This is a genomic window from Puniceicoccales bacterium, assembly GCA_031255005.1.
Classification (GTDB): Bacteria; Verrucomicrobiota; Verrucomicrobiia; order Opitutales; family LL51; genus JAIRTH01.
Genome location: JAIRTH010000030.1, coordinates 1 through 14,956 on the forward strand (window position 1 = coordinate 1; position 14,956 = coordinate 14,956).

The 14,956-nt window shown below is 39.6% G+C and carries 8 protein-coding genes and 1 other RNA gene; 4 read left to right on the forward strand and 5 right to left on the reverse strand.

Annotated elements, in window-relative coordinates; genetic code table 11:
- On the reverse strand, window positions 1–2,181 hold a 2,181-nt coding region (locus tag LBH49_03280; protein MDR0351642.1), incomplete at its 3' end, for a hypothetical protein.
- Here LBH49_03280 and LBH49_03285 point away from each other — a divergent pair.
- Entirely contained in the window at window positions 2,180–2,473 is a 294-nt protein-coding gene (locus tag LBH49_03285; GenBank protein MDR0351643.1) for a hypothetical protein, read from the forward strand. The two genes, LBH49_03280 and LBH49_03285, sit on opposite strands and share 2 nt — an antisense overlap.
- A gap of 210 nt (window positions 2,474–2,683) precedes the next feature.
- Here LBH49_03285 and LBH49_03290 read toward each other — a convergent pair whose 3' ends face one another.
- Window positions 2,684–5,245 carry a hypothetical protein gene (locus LBH49_03290; GenBank protein MDR0351644.1) on the reverse strand — a complete coding sequence of 854 codons (2,562 nt, stop codon included), beginning with the start codon at window positions 5,243–5,245 and terminating at the stop codon, window positions 2,684–2,686.
- A 186-nt stretch (window positions 5,246–5,431) separates the two neighbouring features.
- On the opposite strand from LBH49_03290, the gene LBH49_03295 reads away from it, so the two are divergent.
- Window positions 5,432–6,799: an MBL fold metallo-hydrolase gene (locus LBH49_03295; protein MDR0351645.1), complete on the forward strand. Its 1,368-nt coding sequence runs from the start codon at window positions 5,432–5,434 to the stop codon at window positions 6,797–6,799.
- Between the two features lie 7 nt (window positions 6,800–6,806).
- Here the strand turns inward: LBH49_03295 and nifJ are convergent, their stop codons facing one another.
- Window positions 6,807–10,352: a pyruvate:ferredoxin (flavodoxin) oxidoreductase gene (gene nifJ, locus LBH49_03300; protein MDR0351646.1), complete on the reverse strand. Its 3,546-nt coding sequence runs from the start codon at window positions 10,350–10,352 to the stop codon at window positions 6,807–6,809.
- Window positions 10,353–10,537: 185 nt separating this feature from the next.
- On the opposite strand from nifJ, the gene LBH49_03305 reads away from it, so the two are divergent.
- Window positions 10,538–12,082: an NTP/NDP exchange transporter gene (locus LBH49_03305; protein ID MDR0351647.1), complete on the forward strand. Its 1,545-nt coding sequence runs from the start codon at window positions 10,538–10,540 to the stop codon at window positions 12,080–12,082.
- 112 nt (window positions 12,083–12,194) lie between these two features.
- Here LBH49_03305 and LBH49_03310 read toward each other — a convergent pair whose 3' ends face one another.
- Both LBH49_03310 and ffs read right to left on the reverse strand, forming a co-directional pair.
- Complete coding sequence (locus LBH49_03310) at window positions 12,195–12,935, reverse strand: response regulator transcription factor (protein MDR0351648.1); 741 nt, start codon at window positions 12,933–12,935, stop codon at window positions 12,195–12,197.
- Window positions 12,936–13,056: 121 nt separating this feature from the next.
- Window positions 13,057–13,155, reverse strand: an RNA gene (gene ffs, locus LBH49_03315) — signal recognition particle sRNA small type.
- Window positions 13,156–13,267: 112 nt separating this feature from the next.
- Here ffs and LBH49_03320 point away from each other — a divergent pair.
- The coding region (locus LBH49_03320) for a valine--tRNA ligase (GenBank protein MDR0351649.1) at window positions 13,268–14,956 on the forward strand (1,689 nt) is incomplete at its 3' end.

Sequence of the window (14,956 nt, forward strand, 5' to 3'; positions counted from 1 at the left end):
TTTTTTATTTTTTATCATTGCCTCTTTCTTTTTCTTTTCCATTTCCTTATCATTATCTTTAACATTCTCTGGGTTAAAGTCATTGCTTATGGCTAAGGACATTGAAGCAATTACACCGATAATAATGGACACGCTTTTAATATCAGGATCAGCTTTATTCAGTTCATCTATTATCAATTTTAACAATTTGTCTTTCTCCAAATCATCTTTGGTTATGTCACCAGATTTTAGTTGATCAAGAAATCCATCTTTAAATAATATAGCTTTGTCTGATTCTGTACGGTATATTTTTTCTAGATGATTTTTAAATAGCTTACTAATGTCATTGTTATTTACAATACCAGCAAAATACGATATATCCTCTTCATACTTACTAATATCACCGAATAATATGGATTTTAACTGCTCCATAGATAGATTAAAGTACCCGGCTATTTTCACATTCTTACCATAGCAGTTAAGTATTTCCTTTACGGCTTCAATATCCGTTTCACCTTTCGCCTTGACATCCATCAGATCTTTTATTTTACTATTAAGCTTCCAACCCATCTTAACATTTAAATCAGATGCTAATAAATCTATGTTAGTAAAGTCATCGTTCCCTTCAACTAATTCTTCGACATCTTTTAATGTCTTAACATTTCCTATGTCACTTTTGACTTTATTTAAAGGGTTTATAAATTTCTCGTTAAAACTGGATTTTATATTTTCTAACTCAGCCTTTTGGTTACTGTCCTTTTCATCATATCTAGCATTAAAATCATACCCCATCTTAAACTTACTATTCACCGAGGCGATAGCCTTTTTAAGTTTTTGATTTTTTTCATTATTATTGTATATAATAAAGTCCGCTTCAGCCAAAATTGGACACAAGATATCATAGAGATCCTTAGTATTTTCTTTGTATTTTTTATCTTCTTCATCTTTTTTCTTCCTTAGTTCATCTATTTTACTATCTAAACTATTTCTTTTCTTCTCAATATCTTCGTACTTATTCAAAAGATTTTGCCATTCCTGTGCATCGAGACGTTTATTATCATCATTTCTTATGTTCCAAAGCTTGGTATAAAATTCTTCTATGGCACTTTTTATCTCTTTGGCATCTTCGAAATCTTTTTTGGTTGCAATACCATCATATTTATTTTCATACGATTTAATCCATGCCTCAAATTTGCTCGACTTATATGTTTCACAGATTAGAGCAATGCCTGTAGCAACCTTTTCTTCGAGCTTTTGCGGTTCTTGATTCACTTCCGAAGATTCTTCATTTTCTTCTGCTTTTTTTGAGGTGGAAAAGTTCGATAAATATTTGATAACCTCCTTCGGATTCGTATTTTTATTTTTTAAAATAGCTTCCTCTTGTTGCTTGACCGGGTCAACAGGCTCGGCATTTTCCGCAGTCACTTCAGTATCATTCTTCGACGGAGGCGTACCAGGAGGAGGAGACGGCGGCGGAGGCGTACCAGGAGGAGGAGACGGCGGCGGAGGCGTACCAGGAGGAGGAGGCGGCGGCGGAGGCGTACCAGGAGGAGGCGGCGGCGGAGGTGGTGGTGGTGGCGGTGGTGCACCAGCCGCATCAGACGTCGCTTTCTGATTAATCCCAGACTGATCACCAATCAGCTTCAATTTCTTCAATCCGGGATTGGCGTCATTCCAAGCTTCAGCTTTAGTATTATAGTCCTTAATCTCCTTTTCCGACGGCGGCGCTGGCGGTACTGGCAGCTGTGCTGGCGCTGGCGATGCTGGCGGAGGCGGTACTGGCACTGGCGATGCTGGCGGCTGTGCTGGAGATGAGGCACCAAGCTTAACAGGCCCAGGAGGAGGAGGCGGCGGCGGAGGTGGTGGTGGTGGCGGTGGTGCAACAGCCCCAGGAGGAGGAGGCGGCGGCGGAGGTGGTGGTGGTGGCGGTGGTGCAACAGCCCCAGGAGGAGGAGGCGATGCATCAGACACGATCTCAGATGAGGCCTCCTCCAGTGACGATTCCATAATCTCTATCGGATCATCTTCATGCATCTCATTCCATTGCTTAACAACCTCATTATAAGCATCAATCACTTCCTTGTCAGCACCAGCAGGAGGCTTCGGCGGCTTTTTACCAGCAAGCTCTTCCGACTGCAGCATTAATTCCTGGGTTAATTCCTGTTTTATTTCATTGATAACATTTTCGTTTACTAGCGACATGCTGATTTCTTTAATAAGCTGCGATTTGCGTCCGCTGGAAGAGAATGAACTCCCGCTGGAAGAGGATGAACTTCCGCTGGAAGAGGATGAACTTCCACCGGAAGAGAATGAGCTTAAGCTACTGCTAGAAGAGATCGCGCCACCTCCTTTTTTCTTCCCTTCTTTAGCTTTTGGCTTTCCTTTTTTCGCCTTAGATTTTTTAGTAGCCTTTGGCTTTTTTGACTTTGCTACTGCTTTAGCCTTATTTTTTGATTTACCAGCTGACATACAATCCATAGGATTAACACAATAGATAAGCCAGCAAATACCCAAAATTAACTTTGTTTTCCAATCCATATCCGAAGGTATTAAAACAAAATTTTATAAAATTGCAAACATGATTATATGGCCACGGGCAACCTAATTCAATAATTTGCAAAACATCTAGATAAAAAAAATCCGAGACCCATTGAGCCCCGGATTTATTTTACTAAAAATATAATTTAACTGCTTAATATTAAATTTATTTTTTGCTCTTTTGCCCATTCGATGATACAGGCACAATAATATCATTAAGGCAGGTATTAACATCGCAACCTTCATAGCTTTTTTCTTTAAAGATTTTATAGAAATAATCAGGGCCAGCTCTATCGTTAACATTTTTATCGTAGAAATAAAGAATAAAAGCCTCCATTGCACACGATATAACTTGATCAGTAAGTGATTTATAAATTTTTTGATTTTCGTCGAGAGAGGTAGATAAGAAATCTACAAACGGACGATAACCAGGACTATTTGTATATTCCTTTTTAATAATTTCGAAAGCTTTTTTCAGTAATTTGCGAAAATTTACTTTATTTTCCACATGATCATTAGACTTATTATCCTTACCAAAGAAAAGTTTTACACCATTCATCGCAAGCTTAAGCATTTCTAGGTCTTTAATTTTATCTCCATAATTATTCATAACATACATAGATAATATATTAATGATGATGTCCTTATTGTTGTCATCTGCACCACGAAATACAGTTATCATTTTATTAATAAGCTTACATACATTTTTGACATTTTCGTCGCTATAATTATCTTCGCTCATTTCACCTTTTATTAATTTCAATAAATCGGTTTCATATATTTTCTTTTTTGCGTCACCTGACAAATCGGCTATATTAAGAAATTTCAATATTTTTTCACAATAGCGATCTCGAATATGTTCATTAAATAATTTGGAAAATTTGGTAGAGAATTTTAATATTTCAGAAACATTACTATTCTCTGCAAACATTATATCGATTATGCTATTTCCAAAGCTTCTTTCTAAGGAGTCAATAAAATAATTGTCCCCGCCCATTAATTTATAAACCGAAATCATTTTTTCCATTTTCTCTTCATTATTAATATTTTTATTATTTTTTGTTCGATTTAATGCCTTACTCAATATTTGTACAATATTAATATCAATGCGAATTTCCTTAAATGCTTTTAATATATCCTCATGCCATTCTTTATATCCAGATTCGTTTTTGCTCATCAAATTTTCAATAACATCTAGTCCTTCAGCTGAATTCAGTGCTTCTTTAAATTTCAATATAGGCCCTACTACTTTTTCTAATAGCATAGCGTATTGATCAATATATTCCGACGAACCATATTCATAAGATATGCTAAACTTATTATCACTATTATCATCCAAAAGTTTATTAACTATATTTTGAAGAACCTTTTTATTTGATTTAATCACTGGTTCAAGTTTTTCCATTCGTGCATCTGGGTTATCATTTTGTTCTTTATTATCTTTTTTGTCATCTTTTTTCGCGCCGGCACCATCATTTACTAAGTTTTGGTCAAGGAAAACCTCGTATAATATGGATAACAGGTTTCTTGGCTTAGTCTTTTTTTCATTGGTTTTTTGAGTGGTATTCTGAGCAGTATTCTGAGTGGTATTATTTACAAGCTTATGCTTTTTAATTTCGGCAAAGACCGGTGAAAAATCATTTATAAATGGCTTCCATGTGTTTATGGAGGTTTCATCTTCAAAGAAAAGTATATAATTAAAAGAATCTACTAATTTTTTACATTTATCGATTAAATCAATGACTTCAGTATTTTCACTTTTCTCTGCTTTGCAGTACCACTCTTTGATGATACCAATATGAGAAAAAAATGTTATATTCAATTTTATAATATCATCAGAATCAAGCATTTGCTTAGATTTTTCCATCTGCGTCAAAACACTCAATATCTTGTCAGGTGGAGGATTTCCAGCCAAATCCTTAAGAGGAATTACTTTAACAGGTGTTTGCACTTTGGCACCAGGAGATGGCGGCGAACCAGGAAACGGAGGAGGCGGCGGAGGCGGCAGCGGCGCATCAGGCGTACCAGGAGGAGGCGGCGGCGGTGGCGGAGGCGGCGGCGGAGGTGCAACAGGTGCAACAGGTGCAACAGGTGCAACAGGTGCAACAGGCTCAGATGGCTGAATCTTCACAATTATCTTCAACATCTTCAATCCGTGATCGACTTTATTCCAAGTTTCAACTTTAGCATTATAGTCATTAACATCCATTTCCGACAATTCTGACGATGATGTCGATGTCATAGTCTTTATCTTATTATTTTTATACTTCTTATTCCATTGCCCAATAACCGCATTATAAGCATCAATCACTTCCTTGTCAGCACCAGCAGGAGGAAGTGGAGGAGTAGGCGGCAGATTCACTGACTTTTTCGGCTGCGCTTGCGTCTTCGGCTGCACTGGCGTCTCCGACTGCACTGGCGTCTCCGACTGCACTGGCGTCTTCGACTGCACTGGCTGGTTAAAGGAAGTGGCGTTCACGAATCCAGCACCGCCATTGCCATCCTTTTGATTTTTTTCACCCTTTTTCTTTCTACCTCCCTTTTTCTGGTTTTTACCTCCCTCTTGCTCTTTTTCATCCTTTTTCTGGTTTTTATCCTTTTTCTGGTTTTTACCCTTTTTCTGGTTTTTACCTTTTGCTGATGCCAAATTGACTCCTATAAAATCCGAAGAGTTCATACAAGCAATAATGCATCCCATTACCCAAATTAGCTTTGTTTTCCAGTCCATAACGTTTTTATTAAAACAAATTTTTACAAAATTGCAAACATGATTATACTAATGGATGCAATTTGCTAGGATAAAATGATTGCAACATTTAATCATTGGAAATCTTAAAATATCGATAGGTTAGATATTGATAAATTTGAATGTTGTTTTCATGCGATCTTGTGATATGCATGAGAAATAGTAAAAATGTATTTTAAAGACTTAAACAGTTCTAAAACCATAGGAGCTAATTCGCTTCTTGTATCCATTGGTTCATTTAATATGGTCATCGATGCCGGCATGGATCCAAAACTTGCTGGCCTTAAAGCACTTCCAAATTTCGATCAGATAGAAAAATTTTCTTTGGACCTGGTTATGGTAACCCATTGTCATCTGGATCATATAGGAAGTTTACCAATTTTACTGCGGGATCAACCCCAGGCCAGAGTATTGCTATCACCTTCATCTCGGCTGATTCTCCCCATAATGCTGGATAATACTATCACTGTTATGAAACATCAACGCGATGAACGAGGTATCAAAGAATATCCTCTCTATGGAAAAACGGAAGTATCTGCACTCGAAGAGTTTTTTATAGAAATGCCCAATGGTCGAACAAAGATTTTTAAAAAATTAAACGATGAAATACGAATTACCTTTGTCCATGATGGCCATATATGCGGTGCTAGCGGTGTGCTGATCGAACATAAGCATAGAAAAATATTTTTCTCCGGCGATGTGCTGTTCCGCGATCAAATGACGCTGCCCGGAGCTCTATGGCCGGATGAAAAACTAGATGTACTTGTAATGGAAACTACCCGAGGTAACGTGGAACGACCAAATAAACACTCCATTCAGCAGGAAATAAATAGTCTAATTTCAAGAGTCAATATTACCATAGAAAATGGAGGCTCGGTACTAATCCCTTCCTTTGCTCTGGGAAGAATGCAAGAAATTCTCAGCATACTAAATGATGCCAAAAAGAAAAAACAGCTACTGAAAAATGTACGAATAGTTTGCTCAGGCCTAGGATTGACGCTGATCGATGCCTTTGATAAAATTTCAAAAAAACACGGATTGATAAATTTCAAAAAAAGTGTCCTTAGGGATCTTAACGTGAAGCCGCTGATAAAAATAGAACATCTTAGTCCAAACCAAAAACCAGCAGAACCAACGATCTTCGTGGTCAGCAGCGGCATGATGACGGAAAATACTCCATCCTACAACATTGCCGCTTGTCTGCTAAATGATAGCAATAATTCCATATGCTTCGTGGGATATTGTGACAAAGATACACCGGGAGGCAAGCTTCTCACCACGGCCAAAGGTCACTCTTTTTTCTTTGATACATTGAACAAATCCATAGGAATAAATGCCCATGTGGAATATTTTGATCTAAGTGGTCATGCCGAAAGAGACGAATTACTTCAGCATGCCATCGATTTCAATCCCAGAGCCATAGTACTCACCCATGGCGAAGATGCCTCCAGAGAATGGTTTTTTGATGAATTACTCGATCGATCTCCAAACATAAAAATAGTGAATCCCGATGTGGGTGTGGAATATAACATATGAGATGCCATCATTGACCAAGAGAAGCCAACATCTCGAAAAATTTATATTTTTCAGTAATCCTATGTTCCGATAGCTTTATCAATGCATCGGATCTTTCTTTGTTACTACGACTTAGCAGATTAAACCTGGTTTCTGACTGCATATATTCAGCCAAAGAAATTTTTGGAAATTTAGAATCCAGGCCAAAGGCAGGCTGGCCTTCATCGACCCTTCTAGGATCAAATCTATAGAGTGGCCAATGACCAGAATCGACAGCCTTCCTTTGCTGCTCCAATGCCTTTGTCATATCAAGTCCATGGGCAATGCAATGGCAATAGGCTATCACCAGCGATGGCCCATGGTAGGATTCAGCTTCAACGAAGGCTTTAACCGTATGGCCATCATTGGCTCCAAAGGCTACCTGAGCCACATATATATTTCCGTAGCTCATGGATAGCATTCCTAAATCCTTTTTGGCGGAAGCTTTGCCATTGGCTGCAAATTTTGCCACGGCTCCCGTCGGCGTGGCTTTGGATTGTTGACCACCGGTATTCGAATATACTTCGGTATCCAGTACCAAAACATTGACATTTTTTCCACTGGCCAACACATGGTCAAGTCCACCATAGCCTATGTCATAGGCCCAACCATCGCCACCGACAATCCAAACGGATTTATTTATCAAATTATCGGCCAAATCAAACAGCAGCTTTGATTCCAAATCATTTTCAGAAATTAACCTGCGCTTCAGCTCCTGTACTCTGGATCGCTGAGCTTCCAGCTCCGAATGCTTTGATTGAGGAGAATTGATCAATGCACTCACAAAATCATCACCTAGCTCCTTGGATTTTTTCGTCAATAAATCCTTGGCCATGGCTTGCTTTTTATCCATGGCTACCCGAATACCGAAACCAAATTCAGCATTATCTTCAAATAAAGAATTCGCCCAGGCTGGTCCATGGCCATGCTCATTCACTGCATAGGGAGTGGTAGGTAAATTTCCGCCATAGATGGATGAGCAACCGGTGGCATTGGCTATGACTGCTCGATCTCCGAACAGCTGAGTCAACAGCTTTATATAGGGCGTTTCTCCACAGCCAGCACAGGCTCCGGAGAACTCGAACAATGGCCGTCGAAATTGGGTAGATTTGACATCATAGGTTAGCATATCGCTATCATCGTAAGAAAATTTTTCAAAAAATTCATAGTTTGCCTGCTCCACCGTCCATAGATTTTCCACGGGCCGCATGACCAAAGCTTTAGCTTCGGTGGCCTTAGCTTTGGCTGGGCATACCTCGGCACATAGTCCGCAACCGGTACAATCTGCCGGCGAAATCTGAACGGTGAATCTATGATTCATCACATCTCTGGATCGAAAATCCGCAGATCGAAATCCAATGGGTTTATCATCAAGAAGAGTTTTTGCATAGTGTTTGGACCTAATGGCTGCATGCGGGCAAACAAAGGAACATTTGTTACACTGAATACAAATATCCGGATTCCATTCAGGAATTTCCTGGGCAATGCTACGCTTTTCCCATTTGGCCGTACCGGCTGGCCAGGTACCATCCACAGGAAATGCGCTGACAGGCAAATCATCTCCTTGCATAGCTATCATCTTTGCTATTACGTCGTTAACAAAGGCCGGAGCGTTTCTATTCATGGTATTGGTCATTGGTTTGCCATTGAATATGTCGCATACTTTGATCTCAAAGAGGTGATCCAATGTGGCATCGACTGCATCGAAGTTTTTTTGAATAACCTGATCTCCTTTTTTTGCATAGGTTTTTTTTATGGATTGCTTTATCTTATCCACGGCTTCATTCCTTGGCAGGATTCCAGAAATGGCAAAAAAGCAGGTCTGCATTATGGTGTTTATCCTTCCTCCCATGCCAGATCTACGGGCCACATCATAGGCATCTATGGCATAAAGTTTTATTTTTTTATTAAAAATGTATTCCTGAGCTTCTCTGGGCAATGAAGTCCAAACATGCTCGCTGCTAAATGGACTATTTAGCAATAGTATGCCACCGTAGCGCAAATATTTTAGTATATTGTACTTCTCAATGAAGGAAAATTGATGGCAGGCCACAAAATCGGCACTGGTTATCAGATAGGGAGCCTCCACCAGCCGATGGCCAAAACGCAGATGAGATACGGTCATGGCTCCGGATTTTTTTGAATCATAGACAAAATATGCCTGGACAAAACGATCGGTTTCGGTGCCTATGATTTTGATGGTGTTTTTATTGGCACCCACTGTACCATCCGAACCTAGGCCAAAAAATACCGCTTCAAATGTCCCTTCGCTTGGCAATTGGAAAGCCTTGTCATAGGCTAAAGATTTTTTCGTCACATCGTCATCTAAACCAATCGAAAAATGATTTCGTGGCGATGGTCGATCCAATTCATCGAAAATAGCCCGTACCATGGCCGGCGAAAATTCTTTTGAACCCAATCCATAGCGACCACCAATCACCTTGGGATTGAATGATTCAGGAAGCATGCCGTCATTTTTTGCTTCGGCCATTGCCGAAAGTACATCTAAATATAATGGCTCGCCGATGGCTCCGGGCTCTTTGGTTCTATCCAATACTGCCATCGCCTTGACACTCAGCGGCAAATTTTTTACAAAGGACTTAATGGCAAATGGCCTGAACAGCCTAATTTTTAACAGTCCCACATGGCCGCCGTTGCCGTTGAGAAAATCTACCACATTCCTAACCACTTCCGTAGAAGAACCGATACAAATTATTAATCTATCAGGATTACCATCTCCATAGTATTGAAAGAGTTCATATTTCCTGCCAGTCAATGCATGGAACTTATTCATATACTTTTCGACTATGCCTGGCGCCGCATCGTAGAACCTATTGGCAGCCTCTCTGCCTTGAAAAAACACATCTGGATTCTGGGCCGTACCTCTTAGAAATGGATTCTCCGGTGCCAATGACCTTATGCGATGACCTGTCAGGAGATCTGTATTTACCATTTTTTTCAAATCATCATCGGTCAATGGCTTATACATATTGATCTCATGGGATGTTCTGAAGCCATCGAAAAAATGCAAAAATGGGACCCTAGACTCCAATGTGGAAGCCTGGGCTATGCATGCCAAATCCTGGGCTTCTTGGACCGACCCAGAGGCCAGCAATGCAAATCCAGTTTGACGACAGGCCATCACATCGGAATGATCACAAAAAATTGATAGAGCATGGGTAGCTAGACTTCTGGCCGTTACATGCATACAAAATGGAATAAGTTCTCCGGCAATTTTATACATATTTGGTATCATCAAAAGTAAACCCTGGGAAGCAGTGAATGTGGTCGATAAAACGCCACATTGCAATGCGCCATGGAGAGAACCAGCCACACCAGCCTCGGATTCAAGTTGCACTAGCTCAGGCACCTGGCCAAAAATATTTTCCCTACCGGCCATGGACCATTCATCGGAAAATTCTGCCATGGGCGACGATGGAGTTATGGGATAGATGGCTATCAATTCATTTAATCTATAGGCCACGCTGGCCACTGCTTCGTTTGCATCCGAAATGACAAAATTCTTATCAATCATAATACTTACATACCTTTTATTATTTAAATATTTCCAACGTCAATCGTCTTTACACTAGGACTTGCAATATCTAAGTTAATATGATATTATCTATATGTCATGTTTATTGGTGAAAAATGCTTGCATTTGAAAATAAACATAATTTAGGATAGTAAACACAATAACAATCTACATCAGTTATAAATATGGTACAGGAACAAACCAAAGAATTCAGTAAATTAAGACGGATATTTTTTCCATTGCATACCTATGAATTGAAGAAAGCATTGCCGATGAGTTTGATCTTCTTCTGCATTCTATTCAATTATACATGCCTAAGGAATATTAAAGATAGCCTGATAGTAACCGGACCAGGGTCCGATGCAGAAGTCATTCCATTTATAAAAGGATTCTGCGTCGTGCCATCCGCCATAATATTCATGCTACTCTATGCCAAAGCGAGTAATATTTTGAGCAATGAAAAGCTATTTTATTTCTCACTGACGCCATTTATAGTTTTTTTCGGAGCATTCGCCTATTTGATATATCCAAATTTAGGCACACTTCATCCCTCCCTTGATACCATAACTACTTGGCGTGCTGCTGCTCCAAAATTTCTCTATTGGCCCATAGCCATCGTCGGTAATTGGTCCTATGTATTGTTTTTCATATTGGCGGAATTGTGGGGTGGCGTTCTGCTATCGCTCTCATTTTGGCAATTTGCAAATCAAATAACCAAGACATCCGAAGCGAAACGAATGTACTCTTTCTTTGGATTAATGGCCCAGATGGCCGTGTTGGCTTCGGGTATTGTCGGAGAACATTTCTCTAACATAAAAAATAAAGTAGGTGTAGGTGTGGATCCATGGCAAATTTCACTGAACTGGCTAATGGGTATCGTTGTGGTGCTGGGAATAGTAGCCATGGTCACATTTCGCTGGATATATACCAATGTACTTACCGATAAACGCTTCTATGATAAACCAGAATTGCCAGGTAATTCCGGAGGAAAGAAAAAGAAAAGCGTACCTCTATCCCAAAGCTTTAAAATAATATTTACTTCGCCCTACATTGGACTAATCGCGGCACTGGTGATGTGCTATGGCATTAGCATAAATCTAGTGGAAGCTCTTTGGAAAAAACAAGTGGGAATGAAATATACCAATCCTAATGATTATAATTCCTTCATGAGCCAATATATATTTTGGACTGGCATTGCATCGATGATTATTATAGTTTTTGCTGGTAATATATTAAGGGTCTGCAAGTGGTTTACTGCTGCCATAATAACTCCATTGCTATTTGTAATAGTAGGTTCATTGTTTTTCATTTTTGTATTGTTCAAAGAAAATCTAACGACTTCCCTTGATTCCATTGGCCTGACACCCTTGTCCGCATCGGTTTTTCTTGGGGCAGCAGTGGTTTTGATAGCAAAATCCACAAAATATGCTCTATTCGATCCAACCAAGGAAATGTCATATATTCCTTTGGATGAAGAAATGAAAGTCAAAGGTAAGGCAGTGGTAGAAGTGGTAGGCGGTAGAATGGGCAAAGGTGGCGGTGCTTGGATTAATTCCGGCCTGCTATCCGTAATTCCAGGAGCCACATTCTTTACCATAGTACCCTATACATTTTCCATATTCGTGGTCATATGTATCAGCTGGCTTGTGGTGGTTAAGCTGCTAAGCAATAGAATCGAAGCTGTGTCCGAAGATGCATCTCAAAAAAATTCACCAGCTTCGGCATCTTAATATAAATTTCAATCAAAGACATATACCTATGCCGGTGGGTTTACCAAAGCCCACTGGTTTTTAACATATATAACCATCTCATTAAATGGGTTGAAACTGAGAAGACTAGATACTATCTCTGGCGTTCCGGAGCATAGATATATCCAATTCCATGGATAGTCCTCAAAGAATTTTCAGTAGAAATCCCATTTTTATGAAAAACTTGTCTAAGCTTTACAATGTATTGATCCAATGATCGGCTTCTCACATTGGCGTGGCTACCCCATACACAATGAATAATGCTCTTTCTGCTTAAAATCATATGAGGATTTTTATAAAAACACGAAATAATTCCTAATTCTTTCTTTCCTATGCTCGACATACTGCCGTTGGTAAATTTTATTTCCAACCTTGCTGGATCTACTTCTGCTCCAAAAAACATAAACTTTCCATCCATCAAGGAAGTATTTGCAGTAACATCTAAATCCATAGCTCGCTCACTACGACGAAGCACTGCCATTATTCGCGCAATTAATTCATTTAGATCAAAAGGTTTTGTAATAAAATCATCAGCCCCACATTCAAAGCCCTGCATCTTTATCTCCATTTCATCCACACCGGTCATAAATATGGTAGGAACAAAAATTTTCTTCCTTTGTAAATCATTCATTAAACTTATACCATCTTTATCCGGAAGATTTATATCGAGTAATAAAAGATTTGAAAATGATCTTTGTAAAAAATTCAAAGCATCTTCTGCATTAAAAAAAGCCTGGGCCTCCATACCCGAGAGATGTAATTGCCTCTCTATTGTCTTAGATAATGCTGCATCATCTTCAACAACAAGTATTAATGGATTGACTCTTGATACCATAATAAATGACACGAATCCTGGTCATGCTTGGAGAATAATTTAAACACTTACTAAGAGTCAAGAAGATTAATCATACATATCCTGGACAAAAAATTTTTCACCAATTTTTCATCTGAATACAAAAGGCCAGGATAGCTACAGCACACTTTAAACCTGACGACCGTTGCTACCTTCCAGTCCTGGCGGAGTTAGTCGGCTATAAGTCGCATAGCCCCCGACCTAGTCCATAAGTATTCCTAAAAAAAAATATTAGTCAAGCAGGTTTATCAAACATTTGTACTAACCAGATGAATATAGACATTTTAAAAAAAACATTACTAATGTCATAGCAAATGATTGAATCAGTATATAATCCCGAATATATAGAAAAAAAGTGGTACACTCGCTGGCAAGAAGGAGGCTGCTTTACAAAAAAAACTGACCCATCGAAGACTTCCTTTTGCATTTTAATGCCTCCGCCCAACGTAACCGGAGTATTACACATGGGCCATCTGCTTAATAACACTCTGCAGGATGTACTTATAAGACGCTCAGGACAACTTGGAAAATCCGTACTATGGATTCCAGGCACCGACCATGCTGGCATAGCAACCCAAATAAAAGTAGAAAAAGAACTACTAAAAGAAGGGAAAATTCTAAAAAATATGGGCCGAGAAAATTTTATTCAGAGAGCCTGTCAATGGCGAGATAAACACGGAGACATCATATTGGAGCAACTTAAAAAGCTTGGTGTATCGTGCAATTGGGATGAAAAGGTTCATACCCTTGATCCGACATACAGCCGAGCTGTACTAATGGCCTTTGTTCGATTATATAATAGAGGTTATATCTATCGCGGACGACGAATGGTGAACTGGTGTCCCGTGAGTCTCACAGCTTTAAGTGATGAGGAAGTCATAATGAAGCCTCAGCAATGCATGCTATATCATTTAAAATACGAGCTGACCGATGGCAGTGGTTTCATCGAAGTGGCCACGACCAGACCCGAGACTATCATGGGCGACACGGCAATTGCTGTCAATCCATCTGATGACCGATATATCAGCTTGGTCGGAAAAACCTGCCTAAGACCATTAAAAAAAGCAGCCATAACGATCATTGCCGATGAGGCGGTGGACAAAGCATTCGGCACCGGTGCACTGAAAGTAACTCCGGCCCATTCGGCCATAGATTTTGAAATCGCCCAAAGACATGGTCTGGAATTTCTGGATATAATGAATCCAGATGGCACACTTAATTCTTTGGCAGGCAGCGACTTTGATGGCATGGATCGTTTCGAAGCAAGAGCGATGGCCGTGGGAAAATTAAAAAAACTTGGTCTACTAATAAAAGAAGAGCCCTACTCGAATAATGTGGGATTTTCTGAAAGGGCCCATGTACCCATAGAACCTAGGCTATCGGAGCAATGGTTTCTAAGATATCCGAAGGTAAAAGAAGCTCAGTCAGTGGTTTTGAATGGCTTAGTAAAGCTAAGGCCAGAAAGATGGGCAAAGACCTATTTGCATTGGCTTGGCCATATCAAAGATTGGTGTATAAGCCGACAGCTTTGGTGGGGACACAGAATACCTGTTTGGTATCGAAAAGATCAAGATAAAAATGATCCAGCTCATATCCATGTATCCATCGACGGCCCGAGTGATAAAGAAAATTGGGAGCAGGATCCTGATGTGCTTGACACATGGTTTTCTTCTGCCATCTGGCCATTTGCTACCTTTGGCTGGCCAGACATCAATAAAATGAAAACAAATAATTTTGATTATTTCTATCCGACCAGCGATCTGGTAACTGGTCCGGATATAATTTTTTTCTGGGTTGCAAGAATGATCATGGCCTCTCTTGAACTATTGGACGAAGGTAAAGAAAACAAAAATTCACTATCTTTGAATGAGTTACAAGAGCGCATACCTTTTAAAAATGTTTACTTCACCGGCATAATTCGCGATAAACTTGGCCGAAAAATGTCCAAAAGCCTTGGCAATTCACCGGAACCACTGGATCTTATTAAAAAATACGGAGCCGAT

What these genes read in the sequence shown, in the direction of transcription:
- LBH49_03285 (MDR0351643.1), top strand. Translation starts at nt 2,180, where the DNA reads ATGCTGATTTCTTTAATAAGCTGCGATTTGCGTCCGCTGGAAGAGAAT.
- nifJ (MDR0351646.1), bottom strand. Translation starts at nt 10,352, where the DNA reads ATGATTGATAAGAATTTTGTCATTTCGGATGCAAACGAAGCAGTGGCC.
- LBH49_03310 (MDR0351648.1), bottom strand. Translation starts at nt 12,935, where the DNA reads ATGGTATCAAGAGTCAATCCATTAATACTTGTTGTTGAAGATGATGCA.
- LBH49_03290 (MDR0351644.1), bottom strand. Translation starts at nt 5,245, where the DNA reads ATGGACTGGAAAACAAAGCTAATTTGGGTAATGGGATGCATTATTGCT.
- LBH49_03305 (MDR0351647.1), top strand. Translation starts at nt 10,538, where the DNA reads ATGGTACAGGAACAAACCAAAGAATTCAGTAAATTAAGACGGATATTT.
- LBH49_03295 (MDR0351645.1), top strand. Translation starts at nt 5,432, where the DNA reads ATGTATTTTAAAGACTTAAACAGTTCTAAAACCATAGGAGCTAATTCG.